A 25,400-nucleotide genomic window follows, 5' to 3' on the forward strand; every position below is an offset into this window, starting at 1 on the left:
CCATTCAGCCCGCACGCAGGAACCGGATCGCCTCGTCGCGGCGGAAGAGATAGAGCAGGGTGCGTACCGCCATGCCGCGCTCGCCGGTTAATTCCGGATCGCGCTCGATAATATAGGCAGCATCCTTGCGGGCGATTTCCAGAAGATCGGCATGGGCTTCGAGACTGGCGATGCGAAAGCCCGGTGTACCCGACTGGCGCGTGCCCAGAAGCTCGCCTTCGCCACGCAGCTTCAGATCCTCCTCGGCAATGCGGAAACCATCCTCGGTGTCGCGCATGATCGAAAGCCTGGCATGTCCTGTTTCCCCAAGCGGCCCCTTGTAAAGCAGGATGCAGGTGGAGGCCTCGTCGCCGCGTCCGACGCGGCCACGCAGCTGGTGAAGCTGCGCCAGGCCGAAACGCTCCGCATGTTCGATGACCATGATCGTCGCATCGGGAACGTCGACACCGACTTCGACGACCGTCGTCGCCACCAGCAGCCGGATCTCGCCATTCTTGAAGGCCATCATGACAGCATCCTTTTCAGGACCGCTCATCCGGCCGTGGATGAGGCCGACGCCAGCCCCGAGCGCGCTCGTCAATGTTGCGTGTCGCTCCTCTACCGACATTAAATCCGATTCTTCGGATTCCTCCACAAGTGGGCATATCCAATATGCTTTTTTGCCTTCCGACAGTGCGCTCTTCAGTCTGCCAACGATCTCGCCGGTTCGCTCGTTTGGGATGGTGATCGTCTGGATCGGCTTGCGCCCGGCTGGCTTCTCCGTGAGCTTGGAAACGTCCATGTCGCCAAAGGCGGCCAGCACCAGCGTGCGCGGGATGGGCGTCGCTGTCATGACAAGCATATGCGGCGAGATGCCTTTCGCTGTCAGCCGCAGGCGCTGGTGGACGCCGAAGCGATGCTGCTCGTCGACCACAGCCAGCATCAGATTGGCGTAGGCGACGCTGTCCTGGAATAGCGCATGCGTGCCGATGATGATCTGCGCCTCGCCAGAGGCGATGCGCTCGAGAATGGCATCTCGCTCGCGGCCCTTTGTGCGGCCTGTGAGGACTTCGACGGAAAGGTTTGCATCTGCTGCGAATTTCGAGATCGTCGCGTGGTGCTGCCGCGCCAGGATTTCGGTCGGCGCCATGAACACGGCCTGGCCGCCGCTCTCGATCACGGCAGCGATCGCCATCAAGGCGACAAGCGTCTTACCCGCGCCGACATCCCCCTGCAGCAGCCGCAGCATGCGCTCCGTACCGGCCATGTCCTTGAGAATATCGGCAACGGCCTCGCGCTGGCTGTTGGTCATCGAGAAGGGCAGGGATTCCAATATCTTGCTACTGACTTTCCCAGTCGCATGCACCGGCTGACCCGCGACCTTGCGCAGCCGCTGGCGTACAAGGGAGAGCGACAATTGCCCGGCCAGAAATTCGTCATAGGCGAGCCTGCGGCGCGCCGGCGCCTGCGGATCGATATCGGCGGCATCCCGCGGCGCATGCAGCATATGGAAGCTGTCGGAGATCGAGGGAAAGCCTTGCTTCTGCACAAGCGCAAGATCGTCCCACTCCGGCAGGTCAGGCATGCGCGGCAGGGCGGCTTCGATGGTCTTGCGCAGGAATTTCGGCGAGAGGCCGGCCGTGAGCGGATAGACCGGCTCGACCAGCGGCAGATTTTCCGCTTCGCTCTCTCGCATGATGTAGTCCGGATGCACCATTGACGGCCGGCCGTTGAACCAGTCGACCTTACCGCTGACAGTTACCGTCTCGTCGATCGGCAGCTGCTTTTCGAGCCACTGCGCCTTGCCCCGGAAGAACACCAGCGCCAGTTCTCCTGTCTGGTCATGCAGGAAGACACGATAGGGCACATTGCTGCGTGCATTCGGCGGCGGCTGGTGACGGTCGACTCGGCCGGTAATGGTGACGATCGCGCCCTGTGGCGCTCTGGCGATGCCCGGCTGCTCGCGCCGGTCGATGATGGAGTGCGGCGCGTGAAAGAGCAGGTCGATCACGCGGCAATCGTCGATCGTTTCGCGGTCGAGCAGCTTGACCAGCAGTTCGGATACCTTCGGCCCGACGCCGGGCAGCGAAGAGATGGAGGCAAACAGCGGATCGAGGATGGCGGGACGCATGGTGGGCAAAATGCGACGGGCAGGGTGGATTTGGCAAGGGGCGGCCGGGAACTCGGCCCTATTGAGGTAAACACTCCCCGGAAAATTGCATGCGAGTCGCTTTTTTCAGAAAAACTGGTTCCCACCTTTCAATGCTGGTTTTATAGAGACGCATCAACAGGAAGGTGTTTTTGATGACTGGGCTGACCCTCAGCAGTGCCGATCTCGATCCCCGCCGCCGGCGCATCCTTTTCCGCTGTTGGCATCGTGGCATCCGCGAGATGGATCTGGTCTTCGGCCAGTTCGCCGATAACGAGCTGCCGGGATTGGCCGAAGCCGATCTCGATGAGCTCGAAAGCATCATGGACGAGGAAGACAACGATCTCGTCAAGTGGATCCTCGGAACCGAGCCGACACCGCAACATTTGCAGACCCCCCTGTTCCAGCGCCTGGCGTCCTATAGGCCCGATTTCGAAGAGATCGCTGAAAGGTTCGGCATAACCAGATGATTCCCGGTTTCGATGCGAAGAAACTGCTCGCCGCAAGCGAGCCGCTGACGGTCGGTCATGTCCCGGCCGGCATGGAACCGTTCCTGCTTGCGGAGCTGGCAAGAGCCGGTCAGCCGATCGCCTATGTCATGTCTGATGGGCAGCACATGGCCGATGTCGAGCAGATGCTCGGCTTCCTCGCGCCCGAGATTCCGGTACTGACCTTGCCCGCCTGGGATTGCCTTCCCTACGACCGCGTTTCGCCGAGTTCCGACACGTCAGCCCGCCGTCTGGCCGCGCTCTCCGGCCTGATTGCCTATCATCACAAGCCGCATGCGGCGATCGTGCTGGTGACGGTCAACGCCATGCTGCAGAAGGTCGCGCCGCAGGACATCATCGAAAGCCTGGCGTTTTCGGCAAGGTCAGGCAATCAGCTGCGCATGGACGATATTGCCGGCCGACTGGAGCGGAATGGCTTCGATCGCGTCGCGACCGTGCGCGAGGTCGGTGAATATGCCGTGCGCGGCGGTATCCTCGATGTCTTCGTTCCGGGCACGGAAGAGCCGGTGCGTCTCGATTTCTTCGGCGATACGCTGGAAAGCATCCGCAGCTTCGATCCGGCCAGCCAGCGCACGACAGGGCAGGTCCGCTCCCTCGATCTCAATCCGATGAGCGAAGTGACGCTGACGCCGGATACGATCAGCCGTTTCCGCAAGAACTATCTCTCCGCCTTCGGCGCCGCCACGCGCGACGACGCGCTCTATGTCGCCGTTTCCGAGGGGCGCCGCTATGCCGGCATGGAACATTGGCTGCCGCTGTTCTATGAGAAGCTGGAGACGGTTTTCGACTATCTCAAGGGCTTCCGGCTGGTGACGGATCACACGGTGCGGGAAGCGGCCGAGGAGCGTTCCAAGCTCGTTTTCGACTATTATGATGCGCGCCTCAATTCCGGACAGCCGGCCAAGAGCCAAATGTCGCAGGGCACGCCCTACAAGCCGGTAACGCCGGGTCAGCTCTATCTCGATGCCAGCACCTTCGGCAAGGCGCTGGATGCCTTCAGTGCCATCCGCATATCGCCTTTCAACGAGCATGAGGGCGAGGCACGCCGCGTCGTCAGCATCGACGCCCGGCAAGGGCCTCGCTGGGCGCGCTCGGCGACCGAGAGCGCCGATAGCGAACGCGTCAACGTCTTCGATTCCGTCGTCAAGCACATTGCCGACAAGCGCGCCTCCGGCGGCAAGGTGTTGATCACCGCCTGGACCGAGGGTTCGCTCGACCGCCTGCTGCAGGTGCTCGCCGAACATGGGTTGGCGCGCGTCAAGACTATCGAGGCTTTCAAGGACCTCGGCGGCTTGGCGAAAGGCGAGGCGGCGGCTGCAGTCCTAAGTCTGGAAGCGGGCTTCGAGGCTGGCGATCTCGTCATCATCGGCGAGCAGGACATTCTCGGCGACCGCATGGTGCGTCGCTCCAAACGCCGTAAGCGCGCCGCAGATTTCATTTCGGAAGTGGCCGGCCTCGACGAAGGCTCGATCGTCGTCCATGCCGAACACGGCATCGGCCGTTTCGTCGGCCTGAAGACTATTGAAGCGGCAGGCGCTCCGCATGCCTGTCTCGAGCTGCGCTATGCCGACGACGCCAAGCTGTTCCTGCCGGTCGAAAACATCGATCTCCTGTCGCGCTACGGCGGTGAGGGCACAGAGGCTCAGCTCGACAAGCTCGGCGGCGGCGCCTGGCAGATGCGCAAGGCCAAGCTCAAGAAGCGCTTGCTGGATATGGCCAGCGCCTTGATCCGCGTCGCAGCCGAACGCCTGACGCGGCATGCGCCGGTGCTCAGCGCCCCGGACGGCCTCTATGACGAGTTCGCCGCCCGCTTCCCCTATGACGAAACCGAAGACCAGATGAACGCCATCGAGGCGGTGCGCGACGATCTCGCCGCCGGCCGGCCGATGGATCGCCTCGTCTGCGGCGACGTCGGCTTCGGCAAGACGGAAGTGGCGCTGCGCGCCGCCTTCGTCGCTGCCATGAACGGTGCACAGGTCGCCGTCGTCGTACCGACGACGCTGCTCGCCCGCCAGCATTTCAAGACCTTCTCCGAGCGTTTCCGTGGGCTACCGATCCGGGTGCAGCAGGCATCCCGTCTTGTCGGCGCCAAGGAGCTGGCGCTGACAAAGAAGGAAGTCGCCGAAGGCAAGACGGATATCGTCGTCGGCACGCATGCGCTGCTCGGCGCCGGCATCAAGTTCGCCAATCTCGGCCTGCTTGTTATCGATGAGGAGCAGCATTTCGGCGTCAAGCATAAGGAGCGGCTGAAGGATCTGAAAAGCGACGTGCATGTGTTGACGCTTTCGGCGACGCCGATCCCGCGCACACTGCAGCTGGCCATGACGGGCGTGCGCGAATTGTCGCTCATCACCACGCCGCCGGTCGACCGCATGGCGGTGCGCACCTTCATCTCGCCTTTCGATTCGCTGGTCATCCGCGAGACGCTGATGCGCGAGCATTACCGCGGCGGCCAGAGCTTCTACGTCTGCCCGCGTCTGACTGATCTTGCCGAGATCCATGCCTTCCTGCAGTCGGACGTGCCGGAGTTGAAGGTGGCGGTGGCGCACGGCCAGATGCCGGCCGGCGAGCTGGAGGACATCATGAATGCCTTCTACGAAGGCCGCTATGACGTGCTGCTCTCCACGACCATCGTCGAATCCGGCCTCGACGTGCCGACGGCCAACACGCTGATCGTCCACCGCGCCGACATGTTCGGCCTCGCGCAGCTCTACCAGCTTCGCGGCCGCGTCGGCCGTTCCAAGGTGCGTGCCTTCTCGCTCTTCACCCTGCCGGTCAACAAGGTCCTGACGACGACGGCCGAGCGCCGCCTGAAGGTGCTGCAATCGCTGGATACGCTCGGTGCCGGCTTCCAGCTCGCCAGCCACGATCTGGATATCCGCGGCGCCGGCAACCTGCTCGGCGAGGAACAATCGGGCCATATCAAGGAAGTCGGTTTCGAGCTTTACCAGCAGATGCTCGAGGAGGCCGTCGCCGAGGTCAAGGGCGTCGACGAGATTCAGGATACCGGCTGGTCGCCGCAGATTTCCGTCGGCACGCCGGTCATGATCCCGGACGATTACGTGCCAGACCTGCATCTGCGCATGGCGCTCTACCGCCGCTTGGGCGAAATCACCGAAATCAAGGAGATCGACGGTTTCGGTGCCGAAATGATCGACCGTTTCGGACCGATGCCGATCGAGGTGCAGCATCTTCTGAAGATCGTCTACATCAAGTCGCTCTGCCGCATTGCCAATGTCGAGAAGCTGGATGCAGGCCCGAAGGGCCTCGTCGTGCAGTTCCGCAACAAGGAATTCCCGAACCCGGCCAATCTCGTCGGCTATATCGCCAAGCAGGGCACCATGGCAAAGATCCGCCCGGACCACAGCGTATTCTTGACCCGCGATCTTCCGACACCGGAAAAGCGGCTGCAAGGGGCGGCCGTGGTTATGACGCAATTGGCGGAGTTGGCGAAGTAAGGGCAGTGGGGCGCTGGCGTTCGAAGAAGAAGCGTTCTATCTCAGGAACGAAACGAATAAGTTCGAAGCCCGCTTTTTCCAGCAACCGTCTCGAAACCCTGTTTTCCGGTCGTGCGAAAGCACCAACCTTCGCGAGTTTCAGTGTGTGATCGGCTTCCGCCAATGCGGCCGAGACGAATTCGCTTCCATATCCATAACCCCAGGCGCCAGGGTGGAAATAATAGCCGAGTTCGACACCCCAGCCGGAATCGAAAGGGTCGTCGTATAAACCGCCCCAACCTATGGCGCGGCCGGTGCTTTTCAGAATAACTGTCCAAGGCGCATAACCGTCTCTCCTGCGCCGCCGCTCATATACTGCTATGCGCTGACGGCAATCTTTCAACGATGCGTCGGTGTGCGTGAATTGCATCGCTTCTGGGTCGCCCAGAAATTCAAAAAGGCTGGAGGCGTCCGATAACAGAGGCTTTCGTAAAACAAGCCGTGCCGTCTCGATCATCTGTCACCTTCAGCGCCAGCGCTCAGTTCATCCCAGCCCGCGCCTCGGCCTTCATCTTGGCGATATCCCTCAGCGCCTCCACAAGCACATCCGGCGTCTGGGCGCCGCTGACGGCATATTGCTGGTCGAAGATGAAGAAGGGCACGCCGTTGACGCCGATCTTCTGGGCGGCGTCGATTTCGCCAATGATGAGGTCGCGGTCGGCGTCGGAGGCGAGCAGCGCTGCGATGACGGATCTGTCGAGCCCGGCCTTTTCGGCGATCTCAAGCAGAACCGCGTGGTCGCCGACGTTGCGGCCCTCCTCGAAATTGGCCTTGAAGAGGGCGTTGACCACCTTTTCCTGCGTCTCGCGGTTTTCGGTGCCGGCCCAGTGGATGAGGCGGTGTGCGTCGAGCGTGTTCGGACCGATTTTGATGGCGTCGAAATCGAACTTGATGCCGATCTCACGGCCGAGATCGCAGAGCATCTTGTGCGCCTGTGCTACGCGTTCCTCGCCGCCGAGTTTCTTTGCCAATTCCTTCTTCTGGTCGACGCCTTCGGGCGGATAATCGGGGTTCAGTCGATAGGGCCGCCAGTTCAGATCGACGCCCACTTCGTCCTGTACTTCGGCGATGGCCAGCTCCAACCGGGCCTTGCCGAGATAGCACCAAGGACAAACGACGTCCGAGACGATATCGATCGTGATGCGTTCCATGGCTCTATCCTTTCGGTTTTTGGCTTGTCCTGACCATCTAGGCGTTCTCGCCGATGGCTTCAACCGGTTACCGAAAGGGAACTAATCAACATCATTGCGCGGATGCGTCCCACCAGACGGGCAGGTAATAGCCATAGAGCGGCAATGTGTCGGGATGGGCTATATGACTTCGCCGCGCCACCCATTGCTGCGCGATATGGTAGAGCGGCACGACGTAATAGCCCGAGATCAGGATGCGATCGAAGGAGCGCACGGCGTCGCGGAAATCTTCCGCTGACTTCGCCGTCAGGAAATGATCGATCAGCGTATCGACATCGGGGTCGGCAACGCCGGCGAAGTTCAGGCTGCCTGGCGTCTTTGCGGCGGCGGAGCTCCAGCGACCTACCTGCTCGATACCAGGCGACAGCGACGACGGGTAGGATTTGATGATCACGTCGTAGTCGTAGTTGGTCGTTCGCAGCTGATATTGCGAATCGTCTACGGTGCGGATGGTGACGGCGATGCCAAGCAAGGCCAGCGAGCGGCGGTAGGCGATGGCGATTCGCTCCTGATCCGCATTTTGCGTCATGATCTCGAAGCTGAGCTGCCGTCCGGCACTGTCGACCATGCGCTCACCCTTGATCGCATAGCCGCCCTGCTTGAGAAAATTGACGGCCTTCCGCAGGATCGAGCGATCACGGCCGGAACCGTCGCTGACGGGCAGCTTATAGGTGCCGTCGAGGACGTCGGCGTCGATATGGTCCTTGATCGGGCCGAGCAGGGCGAGCTCATTGGCGTCTGCGGGGACGCCAAAGGACGAAAGATCGGAATTCTGCCAGTAGCTTTCGGTGCGGGTATAGGCATCGGAAGCAAGGTTGCGGTTGAACCATTCGAAATCGAAGGCGAGCGTCAGGCCCTTGCGGACGTTCTTGTTTGCAAAGATAGGCCGGCGGGTGTTGAAGACGAAACCCAGCATGCCGCTCGGCAGCTTCGGGGTGAAGACCTCCTTGACGACGGCTTTGGAAGTAACAGCGGGAAAATTGTAGGCCTGCTGCCAGTGGGCCGGGCTGCCGTCCTGATAGATATCGATATCACCCTTCTTGAGGGACTCGAACACCGTCGTGTCCTGCAGGAAGTAGTTCACCACGATCTGGTCGTAATTGTCGACGCCGACCTTCGCGGGAATATCCTTGCCCCAGTAGTCGGGATTACGCTCGAAAACGATTCGCTGGCCAGGATCAACGCTCTTCACCCGGTATGGGCCGGAGCCGATCGGGATGCTGAGCGTGGTGCGTTCAAAACTGTCGGGATCGGTCGCGTGTTTCGGCAGGATGGGCAGCGACGAGGCGATGATCAGTGGCGTTTCGCGATTGGCCTTGTCGTTGAAGCGGATCAGCACACCGTGCTCACCGACCTTCTCGATCGTGCCGATCGTGTCGAGCCAAGACGACATTGGTACGCGCCCCTTGTCGCGCAGGAGCTGGAAGGTGAAGATCACGTCTTCGGGCGTGACCGGCTGCCCGTCCGACCATTTTGCGTCGGGATTGAGATTGAACTGGATGTAGCTCCGGCTTTCGTCCCATTCGACCGTCTGGGCGAGCAGCCCGTAAAGTGTGAACGGCTCGTCGCGCGAGCGCACCATCAGCGGTTCGAAGATGAGGTTGCCGTACTCCGGGTCCCACATGCCGCGCGCCGTCGTGCGCATGCTCTTCAGAATGAAGGGGTTGAGGTTGTCGAAGGTGCCGACGACACCATAGCTGATGCGGCCGCCTTTCTTGACGTCCGGATTGACGTAGGGCAGGTGCTTGAAATCCGCCGGCAGGGCCGGATCTCCATGCATGGCGATACCGTAGAGTGGTTGCGCCGCGGCGGCGTTGCATAATGCTGCGAAAAATACAAAGACAGCGATCCGGAGCGCTCGCATGGCATCCTTTCCGGTAAGGGCTACGATTCGGCCGAACCTTATCACGAGCGTGCCGAATTCAACACGCGACCGCGGAATTCTTGGGTCTCGACAGAAAAGGTCAAAGAAAAGCTGGATATCCGCGTCGGTGCGATGTAACAGGGGGGCCGGGTTTCCCGGGTCATGCATTTGCCTTATTCATTCGACAGGTGGACGACGGTTTGACCCGAATGGCATGGGACGGCAGGCGTCGTCCCGCAGCGGATTTCAGGAGGCGGTTTCGCTATGATGTTCAAGACTGACAACAAAATGCGGGCAGGTCTCTCTGCTCTGGCTCTCATGATCGGTGCGGCGCTCCCGGCAGCTGCCTTCGCTCAGGATGCGTCGAATGCAGCTCCCGCCGACGGCGGTGGCGATCCCAATCAACCGCGTCTGGGCTGGTACAAGACCTGCGCCAAGCAGGACGATGCCGATATCTGCATCGTGCAGAACCTCATCATGGCCAATAACGGCCAGCTGGTGACGGCGGTCGGCCTCATCTCCGTCGACGGCAAGGTCAATCGCAAGATCCTGCAGATTTCCGTTCCGACGGCTCGCCTGATCCCGCCTGGCATCACCATGCAGATTGACGGCGGCAAGGGCCAGAAGCTCGATTACGCCGTCTGCCTTCCGGACAAGTGCACCGCGGAAGTGCCTGTGACCGACGCTATGGTCGCGTCGCTGAAGAAGGGGACCGATGTGACCTTCACCTCGATCAACTTCCGCCGCGCACCGAACCCGATCAAGATTTCGCTGACCGGCTTTGGCGCCGCCTTTGACGGCCCGGCGATCTCCGACTCCAAGCTTGCCGAAAGCCAGAAGAGCCTGCAGGACAGCATGCAGAAGAAGGCTGAGGAAGCACGCAAGAAGCTGGAAGATGCCCAGAAGGCCGCCAAAGCGCAGTAAACTTGCGGAAATTCATCATCTCATAAAAGAAAAAGCCCGGAGCAATCCGGGCTTTTTCTTTGCTGCCGGCTCCTCGAACAGAGACTCCGGCCAAAATGAAAAGGGAAGGCCTTGGGAAGCCTTCCCTTCAGAAATAAGATTGGTTTGACTGGCGCTTAGTGGGCGAAGCTCATCTTGGGCTTGAGCTGTCCTGTCGGCGCCTTGTCGAAGATCTGGTCGACTTGTGGATTGCGGAGCGGAACGCCGCTCTCGTCACTGACCAGATTCTGTTCCGACACGTATGCGACATACTCAGTCTCGTCGTTTTCGGCGAGAAGGTGATAGAAGGGCTGGTCCTTGCTGGGCCGCACTTCCGCCGGAATGGAATTCCACCATTCGTCGGTATTGGCGAATTCCGGATCGACATCGAAGATGACACCGCGGAAGGGGAACATCCGGTGTCGAACCACGTCGCCAATATTGAATTTTGCGTCTCGTTGTTTCATGGTACGACTTCCTTTCAGGCAATCATGTGGTGACTTTCACCGCTGATATCAAGGATTTTGCCCCATTCCTTCACTGAACCGTCACATTCTGCCGGTCTTTCGACCCCGGCATCGGGTGACAGTGCTATGTAGGAATTCCGCGTTCTGATGGAAGGAGCGCGATCAGGAGAAGTGGCCGCCGCATCTTCGCCTGCATGAAGAAAGCCCCGGCTAGCCGGGGCTTTCGCTTTGGGTATCAGACCGAATAGTACATGTCGTATTCGACCGGATGCGGGGTCATTTCGAAGCGCATGACTTCCTGCATCTTCAGTTCGATGAACGCATCGATCTGGTCGTCGTCAAAGACGCCGCCGGCGGTCAGGAACTTGCGGTCCTTGTCGAGGCTTTCGAGCGCTTCGCGCAGCGAGCCGCAAACCGTCGGGATCTTCTTCAGTTCCTTCGGCGGCAGATCGTAGAGGTCCTTATCCATGGCCTTGCCGGGATGGATCTTGTTCTTGATACCATCAAGGCCTGCCATCAGCATGGCTGCAAAACCGAGATACGGGTTTGCGGCCGGGTCGGGGAAGCGGACTTCGACGCGCTTTGCCTTCGGGTTCGAGCCGAACGGAATACGGCAGGAGGCGGAACGGTTGCGAGCCGAATAGGCAAGCAGAACCGGAGCTTCGTAACCAGGGACGAGACGCTTGTAGGAGTTCGTCGACGGGTTGGTGAAGGCATTGATCGCCTTGGCATGCTTGATGATGCCGCCGATGTAGTAGAGGCAGCTCTCGGAGAGACCAGCATATTCGTCGCCGGCGAAGGTCGGCTTGCCGCCCTTCCAGATCGACTGGTGAACGTGCATGCCCGAGCCGTTATCGCCGAAGATCGGCTTCGGCATGAAGGTTGCCGTCTTGCCATAGGCGTTGGCGACCTGGTGGACGACATACTTGTAGATCTGCATCTTGTCGGCGTTGCGCACCAGCGTGTCGAACTTGATGCCGAGCTCGTGCTGGGCGGCAGCAACTTCGTGGTGATGCTTTTCGACGACGACGCCCATCTCCGAGAGAACGGTCAGCATCTCCGAGCGCATGTCCTGGCAACTGTCGACAGGCGGAACCGGGAAGTAGCCGCCCTTGATGCGCGGACGGTGACCGAGGTTGCCGGTTTCGTAATCCGTGTCGTCGTTGGAGGGCAATTCGCTGGAGTCGAGCTTGAAGCCGGTGTTGTAAGGATCGGCCTTGTACTTGACGTCATCGAAGACGAAGAATTCGGCTTCAGGACCGAAGAAGGCGGTATCGCCGATACCAGAGGCCTTCAGGTAGGCTTCCGCCTTCTTGGCGGTGCCGCGCGGGTCGCGGTTGTAAGCTTCGCCGGAGACCGGATCCAGAATATCGCATAGGATGACCATGGTGGACTGCGCGAAGAACGGATCCATGTGGACCGTGTCCGTGTCAGGCATCAGCACCATGTCGGATTCGTTGATGGCCTTCCAGCCCGCAATCGAGGAGCCGTCAAACATGACGCCATCGGCGAACATGTCTTCATCGACGCAGACGATGTCCATCGTGACATGCTGCAGCTTGCCCTTGGGGTCGGTGAAGCGCAGGTCAACGAACTTGACGTCGTTATCCTTGATTTGTTTGAGAATTTCGCTTGCCGTCGTCATTAAATTTCTCTTCCCTTGACTTAGATGACGATTTTTAGCCGCGGCCGAAAGGCCGGGCGGGTTAAATGGCGTCTATGCCAGTTTCACCGGTGCGGATTCGAATGACCTCTTCGATGTTGGAGACGAAAATCTTTCCGTCGCCGATACGGCCGGTTTGCGCAGCCTTGCGGATAGCGTCGATCACCGCTTCCGCATTTTCATCCGCCAATACGACTTCGACCTTCACCTTCGGCAGGAAGTCGACGACGTACTCGGCGCCACGGTAAAGTTCCGTGTGGCCCTTCTGACGGCCGAAGCCCTTCGCTTCCGTCACGGTGATACCCTGCAAGCCGACTTCCTGAAGGGCTTCCTTCACTTCATCGAGCTTGAAGGGCTTAATGATCGCTTCGATCTTTTTCATGAGAAAATGTCTCTCCGCTTCCCCTGTTACAGCAGGACTACTCCCCGCTCGGCCAACGTGATGCACGTATCATGCCAGATGCGGATGGACCACCGTAAAAAAATCCCGGCGAATTTACGCCGAGAGGATGGATTGATGAGGATTTTTCGGAAAAATGGAAGCGAATTCGCGCTGAAATGCGTTGGATAAGTAAAATTTCGCAAAAAAATGCCGTGCACGTCATATTCGTACTCCAGCAAGGCCTTGAATACATTCGCATAATTATTATGCAAATGCATATTAATTGACCTAATTGAGCGATTTAAACGCGGTTGTTTTTGAGGCAAATTTCGCATCTATAATGTTCGTCATGATAACGCCGCTCGCCGATTTGTTGCTCTCTCCCGATGACATGGCCGCCGTCGATCGCGACGCTGCCGCCTCCGGCATTGATTCCTATCAGCTTATGGAAAAAGCGGGGCAGGCGGTTGCCGCAAGCGCGCTTCGGCATTTCCCCGAGGCGCTGCGTTATGTCGTCCTGTGTGGCCCAGGCAACAATGGCGGCGATGGCTACGTGGCGGCTCGCGCGCTCAGGCAGAGCGGAGTGGAGGTTGCACTGTTCCATGTGGGCGATCCGCGGCGGCTGAAGGGCGATGCCGCACGCGCCTTTGCCGATTGTCCGATCGAGGGAGAGGCGATCCGAAACTATGCGCCACGCCCGGGCGACGTAGCTATCGACGCCATCTTCGGTGCGGGGCTGTCGCGTCCGGTTCCGGATGAGGTTACCGCTGTCGTCGCGCGGACCGCGGAGGCGCATGTTCCCGTCATTGCCGTCGATTTGCCGTCCGGGGTCGACGGACGCAGCGGCCACTTCCTCGGCGCCGCCTTTCATGCGGAGCGCACGGTGACCTTCATGACTCGCAAGCCCGGTCATCTGTTGCTGCCCGGACGCGATCTTTGCGGCGCGCTGGAGGTTTTCGACATCGGCATTCCCGCACGCATCGTTCGCGCCCATTCCGATGGCATGATCGCCGAGAATACGCCGGCCCAATGGCAGGAGAAGATACCGTCAACAGGCGCGGACACGCACAAATACAAGCGTGGGCATCTCGTCGTCTTCTCGGGAGGGCCAAATGCGACCGGTGCGGCGCGCATGTCGGCCATGGCCGGTTTGAAGGCGGGGGCGGGGCTTGTCACCATCGCCTCACCGGAAGACGCGATGGCTGTCAATGCCGGCATGCTCACGGCGATCATGTTGCATACTGTCGAGGACGATGCGTCGCTGCGGGAATGGCTTGCCGATCGGCGGCTCTCGACCTTCGTGCTCGGCCCCGGCTTCGGTGCCGGCGAGAAGCCGCGCCGGTTCTGCCTCGCGCTCGCGGATCGTCATCTGGTCCTTGATGCCGATGGCATCACCTCGTTTCGCGACGATCCGCAAATTCTGTTCGACGCCTTTGCGGAAGGGCCGACGCGATTGGTGCTGACGCCGCACGAAGGCGAGTTCGCGCGACTTTTTCCCGATATTGCCGCCGATGGTGCATTGAGCAAGGTCGACAAGGCGAGGGCGGCTGCGGCGAGGGCCCACGCCGCCATCATCTACAAGGGCGCCGACAGCGTGATTGCCGCTCCGGACGGCAGGGCACTGATAAATGCCAATGCGCCGCCCTGGCTTGCCACCGCCGGCTCGGGCGACGTGCTTGCCGGTATCGTCGGCGGACTGATGGCGCAGGGTGCGCCCGCTTTCGAAGCCGCCGCCGCCGGCGTCTGGCTGCACGGCCTGGCGGGCCAGCGCGCGGGAAAAGGGCTGACGGCCGAAGATCTCGTCGCCAGCGTCACCCCTTTCTAAAAGCAGACAGCTATTTTGCCACTTCTTCCTGCAGGGCAATGGCGCCTGGTGGCGCGTTCACCTTGCCCTCATGGATCATGAAGGCGAAGACATCTCGCGGCTCCACCTTCACCTTGCGGTCCTGATCGATCAGCGGCAGATCATCCGGCACCTTGCCTTCGGCCCAGGTTTTCAGCCGATCGGCCCAGGCTTTCAGATCCTTCGGCGGGTAGCAGGTCTTGATGTCGTCCGATCCCTTCTGCAGCCGGGCATAGACGAAATCGGCGGTGACATCCGCAATCATCGGATATTCGAAATGTTCGGCGCAGACGGGCGCGATGTTGTATTTTGCCAGCAGCGCTATGAATTCCGGCACCTTGAAGGAATCGTGGCGGACCTCGACGACGTGCTTCAGTGGCAAGCCGTCCTGCTTGGCCGGTAGCAGCTTCAGGAATGCCTCAAAATCGTCCGGATCGAATTTCTTCGTCGGCGCAAACTGCCAAAGCAGGGGACCAAGGTGATCGCCGAGCTCGCTGATGCCGGAACCCAGAAACTTCTGCATCGATTCACCGGCCTCGGAAAGGACCCGGCGGTTGGTGACGAAGCGTGTGGCCTTGAGCGAGAAGATAAAGCCGTCAGGCACGTCCGCAGCCCATTTGGCGAAGACCTCGGGCTTCTGCGTGCTGTAATAGGTGCCGTTGACCTCGATCACCTTCAGCTTGCGGCTGGCGTAATTGAGCTCGTCCTTCTGCTTCAGGGTGTCGGGATAGAAGGTCCCGCGCCAAGGTTCAAAAGTCCAGCCGCCGATGCCTGTGCGGATTTCGCCCGCTTTGGTCATTCTCTCCTCCATGGACGTTCATCGGGTGAAAACTCACTCCGCCGCTGCGACCTTCTTCATCGGCCGCCGCTCCAGCAACTCCTTCAGGAACTGCCCCGTATAGGAACGCTTCTCCTTGACGATGGTCTCCGGCGTGCCCACCGCAACGATCTCGCCGCCGCCATCGCCCCCCTCGGGACCGAAATCGAGGATCCAGTCGGCTGTTTTGATGACCTCGAGATTGTGCTCGATGACAACGACCGAATTGCCCTGATTGACCAGCTCGTGAAGCATTTCCAGCAGCTTGGCGACGTCGTGGAAGTGCAGCCCGGTAGTGGGTTCGTCGAGGATATAGAGCGTGCGGCCAGTCGATCGCTTCGACAGTTCCTTGGCTAGCTTGACGCGCTGCGCCTCGCCACCCGAAAGCGTATTGGCCTGCTGGCCGACCTTGATGTAGCCGAGGCCGACATCCTTCAGGCTCTGCAGCTTGTCGCGCACGGCAGGAACCGCCGCAAAGAAATCGACGCCTTCCTCGACAGTCATGTCGAGCACATCGGCGATCGACTTGGTCTTGAAAGTGACGTTCAGTGTCTCTCTGTTGTAGCGCTTGCCATGGCAAACGTCGCAGGTGACGTAGACGTCGGGCAGGAAGTGCATCTCGATCTTGATGACGCCATCGCCCTGGCAGGCCTCGCAACGGCCGCCCTTGACGTTGAAGGAGAAGCGGCCCGGCTGATAGCCGCGCGCCTTTGCCTCCGGCAGCCCGGCAAACCAGTCGCGGATCGGCGTGAAGGCGCCGGTATAGGTCGCCGGGTTCGATCGCGGCGTGCGTCCGATCGGCGACTGATCGATGTCGATCACCTTGTCGATATGCTCGAAGCCGTCGATGCGATCGTGATCGGCGGGGATCTCGCGCGCGCCCATCACACGCCGCGCGGCGGACTTGTACAGCGTCTCGATCAGGAAGGTGGACTTGCCGCCGCCGGAAACGCCGGTAACCGCCGTGAAGACGCCGAGCGGAATGGAGGCCGTGACATCCTTGAGGTTGTTGCCTCTTGCGCCGACGACCTTGATCTCCTTGCCCTTCTTGATCTTGCGTCGCTCGTCGGGAACCGGCACGCCGAGTTCGCCGGAGAGATATTTGCCGGTCAGCGACTTCGGGTTCGCCATGATGTCCTGCGGCGTGCCATGCGCGATCACTTGGCCGCCATGCACGCCGGCTGCGGGGCCGATATCGACCACGTCGTCAGCCGACAGGATCGCATCCTCGTCATGCTCGACGACGATGACCGTGTTGCCGATATCGCGCAGATGCTTCAGCGTCTCCAGAAGGCGGGCATTGTCGCGCTGGTGCAGGCCAATCGACGGCTCGTCGAGCACATAGAGCACGCCTGTCAGCCCCGAACCGATCTGCGACGCCAGCCGGATACGCTGGCTTTCGCCGCCCGAAAGCGTGCCGGAATTGCGCGACAGGCTCAGATATTCGAGGCCGACGTCATTCAGGAAGCGCAGGCGATCGCGGATCTCCTTGAGGATGCGCACTGCAATCTCATTCTGCTTGTCGGTAAAGGTCTCGGGCAGCACGTCGAACCAGTCGCGGGCAACCCGGATCGACATTTCCGCGACCTGGCTGATATGCAGCTTGTTGATCTTGACCGCCAAAGCCTCCGGCTTCAGGCGATAGCCGTTGCAGGCCGGGCAGGGGGCGGCCGACATGAAGCGCTCGATCTCCTCGCGCGCCCAGGCGGAATCCGTTTCCTTCCAGCGCCGTTGGAGGTTCGGCACGATGCCTTCGAAGTTCTTGTGCGTCGTGTAGGAGCGCGCACCGTCGGCATAATGGAATTCGATCTTGTCTTCCGTACCGTTGAGGATAACGTCCTTCGCCTCGTCCGACAGCTCGTTCCATCGGTTGCCAAGCTTGAAACCATAATGCTTGCCGAGGGCTTCGAGCGTCTGATTGTAATAGGGCGATGTCGATTTGGCCCATGGCGCAATGGCGCCGTCCCGCAAGGTGCGCTCCGGCTCCGGCACGATCAGATCTGGATCGATCTTCTGCTGTGACCCCAGCCCGTCGCAAGAGGGGCAGGCGCCAAAGGGATTGTTGAAGGAGAACAGGCGCGGTTCGATCTCCGGAATGGTGAAGCCGGAAACCGGACAGGCGAACTTCTCCGAAAACAGCACGCGCTCATGCGTCTCGTTCAGCGATTTGTTGGCCGAGCCGCCGGCAGCGGTTTCCTCTGGTGGCAGCGGCTTGTCAGCGAACTCGGCAACGGCAAGGCCGTCGGCAAGACGCAACGAGGTTTCGAAGCTGTCGGCCAGACGAGCCGCCATATCGGGCCTGACGACGATGCGGTCGACCACGACGTCGATGTCGTGCTTGTACTTCTTGTCGAGCGCCGGCACATCGGCGATCTCGTAGAACTGCCCGTCGACCTTGACGCGCTGGAAGCCCTTTTTCATGAGCTCCGCCAGTTCCTTCTTGTATTCGCCCTTACGCCCGCGCACCAGCGGCGCCAGAATGTAAAGCCTAGTGCCTTCCTCGTAGGCGAGAACGCGGTCCACCATCTGGCTGACCGTCTGGCTCTCGATCGGCAGGCCGGTAACCGGCGAATAGGGCACGCCGACGCGCGCAAACAGCAGGCGCATGTAGTCGTAGATTTCTGTCACTGTGCCGACCGTCGAGCGCGGATTGCGCGAGGTCGTCTTCTGTTCGATCGAAATGGCCGGCGAGAGGCCGTCGATCTGGTCGACATCCGGCTTCTGCATCATTTCCAGAAACTGGCGGGCATAGGCTGACAGGCTCTCCACATAGCGGCGCTGTCCTTCGGCATAGATCGTGTCGAAGGCGAGCGACGATTTGCCGGAGCCGGAAAGCCCAGTCATGACGATCAGCTTGTTGCGCGGCAGGTCGAGATCGATGCCCTTGAGATTGTGCTCACGCGCACCACGTATGGAAATAGTCTTCAGTTCGCTCATCGTTTTACGCTGGTCCCTTGGAGTCTGCCTTTATTTAGTGATGGCTGCCCGCGAGTCGAGGCTGAAATGATGGCCGGAGCCAGGTTTTCGATTCAGTTGACACGATCATAGAGACAAACTAGAACAAATAAAGAACAAAATCGCCCTTGGATATTTCTTTGTGGATGAAGATGCCTTGGGCGGTGCTTGGATAACACCTGATGGCGGCAATGGTCTAAGGTGTGCTGGTGAAATTTAAGAGCCGTCGATGGGCGGCAAGCAGGGTGATGTCATGGCCGGTAGTGTGAACAAGGTAATTCTGGTTGGAAATCTCGGGGCGGACCCGGAAATCCGCCGCACGCAGGATGGCCGCCCGATCGCCAACCTCAATATTGCCACCTCGGAAACGTGGCGCGACCGCAATTCCGGCGAGCGCAAGGAAAAGACGGAGTGGCACCGCGTTGTCATTTTCAATGAAGGTCTCTGCAAGGTCGCCGAGCAATATTTGAAGAAAGGCGCCAAGGTTTATATCGAGGGCGCGCTTCAGACCCGCAAGTGGCAGGATCAGAACGGCCAGGATAAGTATTCGACCGAAATCGTGCTGCAGGGCTTCAACTCGACGCTGACCATGCTGGACGGTCGCGGCGAGGGCGGTGGCTCTGTTGAGGGCGGCGGTCGTGGTGGACGCGGCGGCGGCGACTTTGGTGGCGGCGATTACGGCGGTGGTGACGACTATGGTCAGTCTTCACCGCCATCTGGTGGCCGCGGCGCAGCAAGCGGTAGCCGTGGCGGCGCGCCAAGCGGCGGCGGTGGCAATTTCTCGCGCGATCTGGACGACGATATTCCGTTTTGAGCTTGGTGGTACGAGCAGCCGGATTTTCGAAGGCCTGCCTTATCGGCGGGCCTTTTTCATGGAAGCTTCAACGCTGCCCGCGCACCATCCACGACAAACTGGGCGGCAAGTGCGGCGAGGATCACACCGAGCAATCGCGTGAGGATGGCTCTGCCAGTCGCGCCGAGCATACGGTCGAGCCTGTCCGAAATGGCAAGGGCTGCGAAGACGAGCCCAAGATTGACGGCGATGACACCGATCAACTGCGCCCGGTCGAGCGTGGTCTGCAACGAGCTTGCCAGCAGGATCGTGGCCGAGATCGCGCCCGGGCCGGCAATCAAGGGCAGGGCCAGCGGGAAGACCGCGATGTTGCGGATATGATCCTGCGTGATCGCGATCTCCGTCGTCTTTTCCTTTCTGTCCTGCCGCCGCTCGAACACCATCTCGAAGGCGATCCAGAACAGCAGCAGACCGCCGGCGATGCGGAAGGCTCCGATGGAAATGCCGAGAACGCCGAGCACGCTCGCGCCGAACAGGGCGAAGGCCGCCAGGATGAAGAGGGCTATCAGTGAACCCCGCAGCGCCACCTGCTTGCGTTCGGCGCGGTTCATGCCGGCGGTGAGGCCGATGAACAGCGGCGCCAGGCCTGGCGGATCGACGGTGACGAGCAGTGTGGTGAAGGCATTGATCAGCGTATCTGCGCTCGCCATATGGTCCCCGGCAACGGTTCTTTGTCGTTGTTATGACCCATTGTTATGCGAGGAATAGGCTTTCGCAAAGCGCAATGCGGCGCTATAGGCATGTTGCGCCACGGAAATGTTCGATTTCACGGCTTAAAGGGCAAAAGCCTGTTCAAAAACATCGGGCTAAATTGGCGCTCGCCAGGCCTTTCGGCTATAAATTTCGCAGTGATTCTAAAAGAGATCGTGATCTGTTTTGACTGAGCAAACACCACCCGGCGGCGGGAAGCTCCCGCCAGGCATCGAGCCGATTTCCATCATGGAGGAAATGCAGCGATCGTATCTCGATTACGCCATGAGCGTGATCGTCAGCCGCGCGCTTCCCGATGTCCGTGATGGTCTCAAGCCCGTCCATCGGCGTATCCTCTATGCTGCGCATGAAAGCGGCTATCACTGGAACCGCAAATACGTGAAGTCGGCTCGTCCCGTCGCCGACGTCATGGGTAAATACCATCCGCATGGCGACGCCTCGATCTACGACGCCTTGGTCCGCATGGCGCAGCACTGGTCGCTGCGCGTACCGCTCATCGATGGGCAGGGAAATTTTGGTTCGATCGATGGCGATCCGCCGGCAGCGATGCGTTACACGGAATCGCGCCTGACGAAGGTCGCCCATGAGCTTCTTGAGGATATCGACAAGGAAACGGTCGATTTCCAGGAAAACTACGATGCGACGACGGAAGAACCGAAGGTTCTGCCGGCCCGCTTCCCCAACCTGCTCGTCAACGGCTCCGGCGGCATTGCCGTCGGCATGGCGACGAATATTCCGCCGCACAATCTCTCGGAAGTGGTCAACGGCTGTATTGCCCTGATCGACAATCCGGCGATCGAACTGCCTGAGATCATGGAGATCATCCCCGGCCCGGATTTCCCGACCGGCGCCAAGATCCTCGGCCGTGCGGGTATCCGTTCCGCTTATGAGACGGGCCGTGGCTCCGTCGTCATGCGCGGTGTCGCCGTCATCGAGCCGATGCGTGGCGATCGCGAACACATCATCATCACCGAAATTCCCTATCAGGTGAACAAGGCGTCGATGATCGAGAAGATGGCCGAGCTGGTGCGCGACAAGCGTATCGAAGGCATCTCCGATCTGCGCGACGAATCCGACCGTCAGGGCTATCGCGTCGTCGTCGAGCTGAAGCGCGATGCCAATGCCGAGGTCATCCTCAACCAGCTTTATCGCTATACGCCGCTGCAGACCTCCTTCGGCTGCAACATGGTGGCGCTGAACGGCGGAAAACCCGAACAGCTGAACCTGCTGGATATGCTGCGCGCCTTCGTGGCCTTCCGCGAAGAAGTGATCAGCCGTCGCACCAAGTACCTGCTGCGCAAGGCGCGCGATCGTGCGCACGTCTTGGTCGGCCTCGCGATCGCCGTCGCCAATATCGACGAAGTCATTCGCGTTATTCGCGGCGCTCCGGATCCGCAGTCGGCGCGTGAAGAACTGATGACGCGCCGCTGGCCGGCGGCGGATGTCGAATCCCTTATCCAGCTAATTGATGACCCGCGCCATCGCATAAACGAGGACGGCACCTACAACCTTTCGGAAGAACAGGCGCGTGCCATTCTCGAACTGCGCCTGGCACGTCTGACCGCTCTCGGCCGAGACGAAATCGACGAAGAGCTCAACCAGATCGGCGTCGAGATCAAGGATTACCTCGATATTCTCTCTTCTCGCGTCCGCATCCAAACCATTGTAAAAGAAGAGCTTATCGCCGTTCGCGACGAGTTCGGCACGCCGCGCCGTACCGAGATCGTCGATGGCGGTCTCGAGATGGACGACGAGGACCTGATTGCTCGTGAGGACATGGTCGTCACCGTGTCGCATCTCGGCTACATCAAGCGCGTGCCGCTGACGACCTATCGCGCGCAGCGTCGCGGCGGCAAGGGCCGCTCGGGAATGACCACGCGCGACGAGGATTTCGTTACCCGGCTATTCGTTCTCAATACGCATACGCCGGTGCTGTTCTTCTCCTCGCGCGGCATCGTCTACAAGGAAAAGGTCTGGCGCCTACCGATCGGCACGCCGACCTCGCGCGGCAAGGCGCTGATCAACATGCTGCCGCTGGAGCATGGTGAGCGCATCACCACGATCATGCCCCTGCCGGAAGACGAGACCACATGGGATAATCTCGACGTGATGTTTACGACGACGCGCGGAACTGTGCGCCGCAACAAGCTGTCCGATTTCGTCCAGGTCAACCGCAACGGCAAGATCGCCATGAAGCTGGAGGAGGCGGGTGATGAAATCCTCTCCGTCGAGACCTGCACCGAACATGACGATGTGCTGATGACGACTGCGCTCGGCCAGTGCATCCGCTTCTCGGTTTCGGATGTGCGCGTCTTTGCCGGCCGCAATTCCGTCGGTGTTCGCGGCATCAGCCTGGCGTCTGGCGACAGCATCATTTCGATGACGATCGTCCGCCATGTCGATGCGGAACCCTGGGAGCGTGCGGCCTATCTGAAGCGCTCGGTCATCGACCGCCGGTCGACGACCGGCGACGACGAAGAAATCGCGCTGGTTGGCGAGGAGGTCACCGAAGAGGGACAGCTGAGTGACGAGCGCTACGAAGAGCTGAAGGCGCTGGAGCAATTCGTTCTGACGGTTTCGGAAAAGGGCTTCGGCAAGCGATCCTCGTCTTACGATTTCCGTATCTCCGGCCGTGGTGGCAAGGGTATCCGCGCCACCGACACGTCGAAGACCGGCGAGATCGGCAAGCTCGTTGCCGCCTTCCCGGTCGAGGACAGCGATCAGATCATGCTTGTCTCGGACGGCGGTCAGTTGATCCGTGTGCCCGTTGGCGGCATCCGCATCGCCAGCCGCGCTACCAAGGGCGTGACCATCTTCTCGACCGCCAAGGACGAGAATGTCGTCTCCGTGGAACGCATCAGCGAGCCCGAAGGCGAAGACGATGCAGTGATCGAGGATGACGGCACGGCCACTGGCGAGCCAGGAGAAGCGGCCGGCGACATCGAGGGCGCAAGCGAGGAATAAGTTCGCTGCGTCCGGCGACGCAAGCGGGGTTCAACTCCGTCCGTGGTCAAAAGTAGAGTGTCTACAAACGCATAAGCCTGCCTTGAAAAGCAGACTTATGCGTTTGTTTTTGGGCGATACGCAAGAGCGGTGGATGAGCAGGTCTCTATTCCGGCCGGCTGCTGCTCGAGGAAAAGGGCGGCAGCACGTCCAGGCTGCCCCGGTGCAGTTGCGCCAGAACTTCGCCATAGCCGAAGCGGGAGTGCCATCCAAGCACGGCACCCGCCGAAGTCGAGGCGTAGATGCGATCGATCGTTCGCGGCAAGGGCCACTTTCGGCGTTCGAACTCGGCGGCGAGTGCGGGCACGCGCAGCCTGATGACAGACGCCGCATCGATCGCGAGATCCTCGCAGTCTCCGCGCTCGAAAAGCGTTCCGACAGAAACGATATGGCGTTGAAAATGATCGCCGCCATTCCTCAATGCCGCCGCATGAGCGTCGGCCACGTCCCGGATGTCGACTCCGCGATGCAATCGATAGACGGCCATCACATTTCCCGGTTCGGGGAAACTCCGAGACATGCGCAGAATGCGCACCTGCAAATCCGGGCCCGCCATGTTCTCCAGGATTTTCTCGGCTTCCAGTTTCGTGCGATGGTAGATGCTTCTAGGCTGCGGTTCGGTGGTCTCGTCGATCCATATGCAGCGGCCTGGCACGACCGCGTGACCATAGAGTGCCGTGGTGCTGGTGAATACCAGTCGCTTGACGCCGGCGGCTAAAGCCACCTCTCCCAAAAGGCGTGTCCCCTCGACGTTGACGCGCCGAAATTCGTCGTCGGAGACGTTTCCGACATGAGGGGCGTGGAGCGCCGCGCTATGGATAATTGCATCCGCACCCGCCAAGGCATCCCGCAGAAGCGATGCATCGGCGAAATCCCCGACAAGATGCGTTGTCGAGAATGGAGAGCGATCGATCCCCAGGATCTCGCTATCCCCTGCCAAGGCATTGAAAATCGCGCGGCCAAGCCGCCCGGAGCTGCCTGTTAGGACAATGCGCATCTCGATCCCTTAGCGACATGGGCAACATTCCGATTGAGGAAATCGGCATGTCCAAGGTCGCAAAATCAGGGTCCTGCCGCAACGGTAATCTGGCAACAAGATCAGCGAATTGATCGTGATATTTCATGGCACAAAAAAACCGGACGCTAAGGGAGCGTCCGGTTCAAGTCCATCCGAGCACCTGGTGGGGTAAGTGTGCTCGGTACGCGGAGATCAGAGCGTCTTGTGACGCTTATGCAGCCTCTTGCTCTCTTCGCTTTCGCGATGGAGCGCCGAAATGGTGGATGCGACGGAGACGATAAACATGATGCTGATGAAAAGCGTAAGCACCGTCAAAATCGTGAACATGATCGCTCCCTCCTTTGGTGGGACTAGCGTTCAGATCCCTTAGTATTGGCTCGAGGCAACGAAGGGGCGAGCCGAAGCAAAGGGACCATAAATCTTCGACTGGTCTGGTTTTTGATCGTAAAGCGCGATGGTAGCTGCAAGCATTCCCGAAATCATGGCCATCCAAACGACGTTAATAAGGGTGATCTTGTCGGGCATACTAATCTTCCTTCTTGCCGCAATGTGCAAATCTGTGTTTCGGACTTTAAACGCGGCGGTTCGTAAATAGTTCCGCCGTTGTTGAGAGGGTATTTAGCAATGCGTGCCTGAAGCGACCTTGAATGCCTTGTTCATCTGGCGTTCAGATTCGCGATGCGTCCTGCGCATAGCAATGGCGATTTCTTGGGCAGAACTGATGCCCTTGGCACTTTCCGAGGCCGAATCCCATTCGATCGCGTAGTTATCGGCGAAAAGATGAACGAGGTATTCGACGACAAATGAACCGATGATGGCGCCTGCGATAATGAAGACAAGCATGGCGGGATGTTCCTAGAGCCGGGGAGGCGAGCCGTTGAACCAGGCTCGTTCGATGTTGGTGCCAACAAAGCATTGGCGAGCTGAAACAGGCTTGAACGCCGTATTCATCTGCGGTTCAGAGGCGGCCCTGGGGTTGCAAATGACTTGCGATACGGCCCCATCCGTGACAAAAGGCGTCGAAACAACGAGCCGGCTTGGTATGACGACAGCCTTTTATCCCGGATCCTTCGACCCGATGACCAACGGACATTTGGATGTCCTCGTGCAGGCGCTGAATGTCGCCTCGAAGGTTATTGTCGGGATCGGTATTCATCCCGGCAAGAAGCCGCTCTTCTCCTTCGAGGAGCGGGCGGAGCTGATCCGCAGATCGCTCGCGGAGGCCGTTCCGCCAAAGGCGGGTGATATTTCCGTCGTCGCCTTCGACAATCTGGTGGTCGATGCCGCCCGCGCGCAGGGTGCGACCCTGCTGGTGCGCGGCCTGCGCGATGGCACCGATCTCGACTACGAAATGCAGATGGCCGGCATGAACAGGCAGATGGCGCCGGATATCCAGACGCTGTTTCTGCCAGCCGGCACAGCGTCGCGGCCCATAACTGCCACATTGGTGCGGCAAATCGCATCCATGGGCGGCGATGTCAGCGCCTTCGTGCCGTCAGCGGTTCTGGAAGCCCTGACTGGCAAACTCAAAGATGCGGCCAGCGCCAAAAGCTGAGCT

21 protein-coding genes are annotated in these 25,400 nt (G+C 60.1%); 7 read left to right on the plus strand and 14 right to left on the minus strand.

Translation table 11 applies throughout. The features are described from left to right. Positions 1-4 precede the first annotated feature (4 nt). Complete coding sequence (recG, locus tag FHT28_RS06980; RefSeq protein WP_168595835.1) at positions 5-2,110, minus strand: ATP-dependent DNA helicase RecG; 2,106 nt, start codon at positions 2,108-2,110, stop codon at positions 5-7. A 173-nt stretch (positions 2,111-2,283) separates the two neighbouring features. On the opposite strand from recG, the gene FHT28_RS06985 reads away from it, so the two are divergent. Next, entirely contained in the window at positions 2,284-2,598 is a 315-nt protein-coding gene (locus FHT28_RS06985; RefSeq protein ID WP_037202057.1) for a succinate dehydrogenase assembly factor 2, read from the plus strand. After that, positions 2,595-6,095, plus strand: coding sequence for a transcription-repair coupling factor (gene mfd, locus FHT28_RS06990; protein ID WP_168595836.1), 3,501 nt, complete (start codon positions 2,595-2,597; stop codon positions 6,093-6,095). Before FHT28_RS06985 ends, mfd begins: the two co-directional genes overlap by 4 nt. Here mfd and FHT28_RS06995 read toward each other — a convergent pair. From FHT28_RS06995 to FHT28_RS07005, 3 genes are all read right to left on the minus strand, one after another. After that, entirely contained in the window at positions 6,064-6,591 is a 528-nt protein-coding gene (locus FHT28_RS06995; RefSeq protein WP_168595837.1) for a GNAT family N-acetyltransferase, read from the minus strand. The two genes, mfd and FHT28_RS06995, sit on opposite strands and share 32 nt — an antisense overlap. Before the next feature lie 22 nt (positions 6,592-6,613). Beyond that, entirely contained in the window at positions 6,614-7,285 is a 672-nt protein-coding gene (locus FHT28_RS07000; protein ID WP_047561760.1) for a DsbA family oxidoreductase, read from the minus strand. A gap of 91 nt (positions 7,286-7,376) precedes the next feature. Beyond that, a complete protein-coding gene (locus FHT28_RS07005) occupies positions 7,377-9,188 on the minus strand; it encodes an extracellular solute-binding protein (protein WP_037202064.1) in 1,812 nt (603 codons plus the stop codon). A 264-nt stretch (positions 9,189-9,452) separates the two neighbouring features. Here FHT28_RS07005 and FHT28_RS07010 point away from each other — a divergent pair, with 264 nt between their 5' ends. Then, positions 9,453-10,112, plus strand: coding sequence for an invasion associated locus B family protein (locus tag FHT28_RS07010; protein ID WP_034505055.1), 660 nt, complete (start codon positions 9,453-9,455; stop codon positions 10,110-10,112). A gap of 155 nt (positions 10,113-10,267) precedes the next feature. Here the strand turns inward: FHT28_RS07010 and hspQ are convergent, their stop codons facing one another. The 3 genes from hspQ to FHT28_RS07025 all read right to left on the minus strand — a co-directional run bounded on the left by hspQ (position 10,268) and on the right by FHT28_RS07025 (position 12,642). Further along, the gene (gene hspQ, locus FHT28_RS07015; protein WP_037202067.1) at positions 10,268-10,597 is read right to left on the minus strand and encodes a heat shock protein HspQ; all 330 of its coding nucleotides are present in this window, start codon (positions 10,595-10,597) and stop codon (positions 10,268-10,270) included. Between the two features lie 235 nt (positions 10,598-10,832). After that, the gene (gene glnA / locus FHT28_RS07020) at positions 10,833-12,242 is read right to left on the minus strand and encodes a type I glutamate--ammonia ligase (RefSeq protein WP_037202069.1); all 1,410 of its coding nucleotides are present in this window, start codon (positions 12,240-12,242) and stop codon (positions 10,833-10,835) included. 61 nt (positions 12,243-12,303) lie between these two features. After that, positions 12,304-12,642, minus strand: coding sequence for a P-II family nitrogen regulator (locus FHT28_RS07025; RefSeq protein ID WP_003579240.1), 339 nt, complete (start codon positions 12,640-12,642; stop codon positions 12,304-12,306). A gap of 349 nt (positions 12,643-12,991) precedes the next feature. On the opposite strand from FHT28_RS07025, the gene FHT28_RS07030 reads away from it, so the two are divergent. Continuing rightward, a complete protein-coding gene (locus FHT28_RS07030; protein ID WP_168595864.1) occupies positions 12,992-14,467 on the plus strand; it encodes an NAD(P)H-hydrate dehydratase in 1,476 nt (491 codons plus the stop codon). A 10-nt stretch (positions 14,468-14,477) separates the two neighbouring features. Here FHT28_RS07030 and FHT28_RS07035 read toward each other — a convergent pair whose 3' ends face one another. Both FHT28_RS07035 and uvrA read right to left on the minus strand, forming a co-directional pair. Next, the gene (locus tag FHT28_RS07035) at positions 14,478-15,284 is read right to left on the minus strand and encodes a DUF72 domain-containing protein (protein ID WP_037202071.1); all 807 of its coding nucleotides are present in this window, start codon (positions 15,282-15,284) and stop codon (positions 14,478-14,480) included. Positions 15,285-15,317: 33 nt separating this feature from the next. Then, complete coding sequence (gene uvrA / locus FHT28_RS07040) at positions 15,318-18,239, minus strand: excinuclease ABC subunit UvrA (RefSeq protein ID WP_047561762.1); 2,922 nt, start codon at positions 18,237-18,239, stop codon at positions 15,318-15,320. A 271-nt stretch (positions 18,240-18,510) separates the two neighbouring features. Here uvrA and FHT28_RS07045 point away from each other — a divergent pair, with 271 nt between their 5' ends. Then, positions 18,511-19,071 carry a single-stranded DNA-binding protein gene (locus tag FHT28_RS07045; RefSeq protein WP_037202811.1) on the plus strand — a complete coding sequence of 187 codons (561 nt, stop codon included), beginning with the start codon at positions 18,511-18,513 and terminating at the stop codon, positions 19,069-19,071. A 56-nt stretch (positions 19,072-19,127) separates the two neighbouring features. Here FHT28_RS07045 and FHT28_RS07050 read toward each other — a convergent pair whose 3' ends face one another. After that, positions 19,128-19,760: a MarC family protein gene (locus FHT28_RS07050; RefSeq protein ID WP_037202076.1), complete on the minus strand. Its 633-nt coding sequence runs from the start codon at positions 19,758-19,760 to the stop codon at positions 19,128-19,130. A gap of 226 nt (positions 19,761-19,986) precedes the next feature. Between FHT28_RS07050 and gyrA the strand changes: the two genes are divergently transcribed. After that, positions 19,987-22,785 (plus strand): DNA gyrase subunit A, encoded by a 2,799-nt coding sequence (gene gyrA, locus FHT28_RS07055; RefSeq protein ID WP_037202078.1) that lies wholly within the window; start codon positions 19,987-19,989, stop codon positions 22,783-22,785. A 145-nt stretch (positions 22,786-22,930) separates the two neighbouring features. Here the strand turns inward: gyrA and FHT28_RS07060 are convergent, their stop codons facing one another. From FHT28_RS07060 to FHT28_RS07070, 4 genes are all read right to left on the minus strand, one after another. Continuing rightward, entirely contained in the window at positions 22,931-23,821 is an 891-nt protein-coding gene (locus FHT28_RS07060) for an NAD(P)-dependent oxidoreductase (protein WP_168595838.1), read from the minus strand. Between the two features lie 213 nt (positions 23,822-24,034). Next, a complete protein-coding gene (locus FHT28_RS36650; protein ID WP_280518123.1) occupies positions 24,035-24,169 on the minus strand; it encodes a hypothetical protein in 135 nt (44 codons plus the stop codon). Positions 24,170-24,208: 39 nt separating this feature from the next. Further along, a complete protein-coding gene (locus FHT28_RS07065; protein WP_167669546.1) occupies positions 24,209-24,367 on the minus strand; it encodes a hypothetical protein in 159 nt (52 codons plus the stop codon). 93 nt (positions 24,368-24,460) lie between these two features. Continuing rightward, complete coding sequence (locus FHT28_RS07070) at positions 24,461-24,685, minus strand: hypothetical protein (RefSeq protein WP_047561764.1); 225 nt, start codon at positions 24,683-24,685, stop codon at positions 24,461-24,463. 199 nt (positions 24,686-24,884) lie between these two features. Between FHT28_RS07070 and coaD the strand changes: the two genes are divergently transcribed. Continuing rightward, a complete protein-coding gene (gene coaD / locus FHT28_RS07075; protein WP_037202812.1) occupies positions 24,885-25,397 on the plus strand; it encodes a pantetheine-phosphate adenylyltransferase in 513 nt (170 codons plus the stop codon). Positions 25,398-25,400 lie beyond the last annotated feature (3 nt).

It is taken from the genome of Rhizobium sp. SG570 (genome assembly GCF_012275345.1).
GTDB lineage: Bacteria > Pseudomonadota > Alphaproteobacteria > Rhizobiales > Rhizobiaceae > Rhizobium > Rhizobium lusitanum.

What these genes read in the sequence shown, in the direction of transcription:
- recG (WP_168595835.1), bottom strand. Translation starts at nt 2,110, where the DNA reads ATGCGTCCCGCCATCCTCGATCCGCTGTTTGCCTCCATCTCTTCGCTG.
- FHT28_RS06985 (WP_037202057.1), top strand. Translation starts at nt 2,284, where the DNA reads ATGACTGGGCTGACCCTCAGCAGTGCCGATCTCGATCCCCGCCGCCGG.
- mfd (WP_168595836.1), top strand. Translation starts at nt 2,595, where the DNA reads ATGATTCCCGGTTTCGATGCGAAGAAACTGCTCGCCGCAAGCGAGCCG.
- FHT28_RS06995 (WP_168595837.1), bottom strand. Translation starts at nt 6,591, where the DNA reads ATGATCGAGACGGCACGGCTTGTTTTACGAAAGCCTCTGTTATCGGAC.
- FHT28_RS07000 (WP_047561760.1), bottom strand. Translation starts at nt 7,285, where the DNA reads ATGGAACGCATCACGATCGATATCGTCTCGGACGTCGTTTGTCCTTGG.
- FHT28_RS07005 (WP_037202064.1), bottom strand. Translation starts at nt 9,188, where the DNA reads ATGCGAGCGCTCCGGATCGCTGTCTTTGTATTTTTCGCAGCATTATGC.
- FHT28_RS07010 (WP_034505055.1), top strand. Translation starts at nt 9,453, where the DNA reads ATGATGTTCAAGACTGACAACAAAATGCGGGCAGGTCTCTCTGCTCTG.
- hspQ (WP_037202067.1), bottom strand. Translation starts at nt 10,597, where the DNA reads ATGAAACAACGAGACGCAAAATTCAATATTGGCGACGTGGTTCGACAC.
- glnA (WP_037202069.1), bottom strand. Translation starts at nt 12,242, where the DNA reads ATGACGACGGCAAGCGAAATTCTCAAACAAATCAAGGATAACGACGTC.
- FHT28_RS07025 (WP_003579240.1), bottom strand. Translation starts at nt 12,642, where the DNA reads ATGAAAAAGATCGAAGCGATCATTAAGCCCTTCAAGCTCGATGAAGTG.
- FHT28_RS07030 (WP_168595864.1), top strand. Translation starts at nt 12,992, where the DNA reads ATGATAACGCCGCTCGCCGATTTGTTGCTCTCTCCCGATGACATGGCC.
- FHT28_RS07035 (WP_037202071.1), bottom strand. Translation starts at nt 15,284, where the DNA reads ATGACCAAAGCGGGCGAAATCCGCACAGGCATCGGCGGCTGGACTTTT.
- uvrA (WP_047561762.1), bottom strand. Translation starts at nt 18,239, where the DNA reads ATGAGCGAACTGAAGACTATTTCCATACGTGGTGCGCGTGAGCACAAT.
- FHT28_RS07045 (WP_037202811.1), top strand. Translation starts at nt 18,511, where the DNA reads ATGGCCGGTAGTGTGAACAAGGTAATTCTGGTTGGAAATCTCGGGGCG.
- FHT28_RS07050 (WP_037202076.1), bottom strand. Translation starts at nt 19,760, where the DNA reads ATGGCGAGCGCAGATACGCTGATCAATGCCTTCACCACACTGCTCGTC.
- FHT28_RS07060 (WP_168595838.1), bottom strand. Translation starts at nt 23,821, where the DNA reads ATGCGCATTGTCCTAACAGGCAGCTCCGGGCGGCTTGGCCGCGCGATT.
- FHT28_RS36650 (WP_280518123.1), bottom strand. Translation starts at nt 24,169, where the DNA reads ATGTTCACGATTTTGACGGTGCTTACGCTTTTCATCAGCATCATGTTT.
- FHT28_RS07065 (WP_167669546.1), bottom strand. Translation starts at nt 24,367, where the DNA reads ATGCCCGACAAGATCACCCTTATTAACGTCGTTTGGATGGCCATGATT.
- FHT28_RS07070 (WP_047561764.1), bottom strand. Translation starts at nt 24,685, where the DNA reads ATGCTTGTCTTCATTATCGCAGGCGCCATCATCGGTTCATTTGTCGTC.
- coaD (WP_037202812.1), top strand. Translation starts at nt 24,885, where the DNA reads ATGACGACAGCCTTTTATCCCGGATCCTTCGACCCGATGACCAACGGA.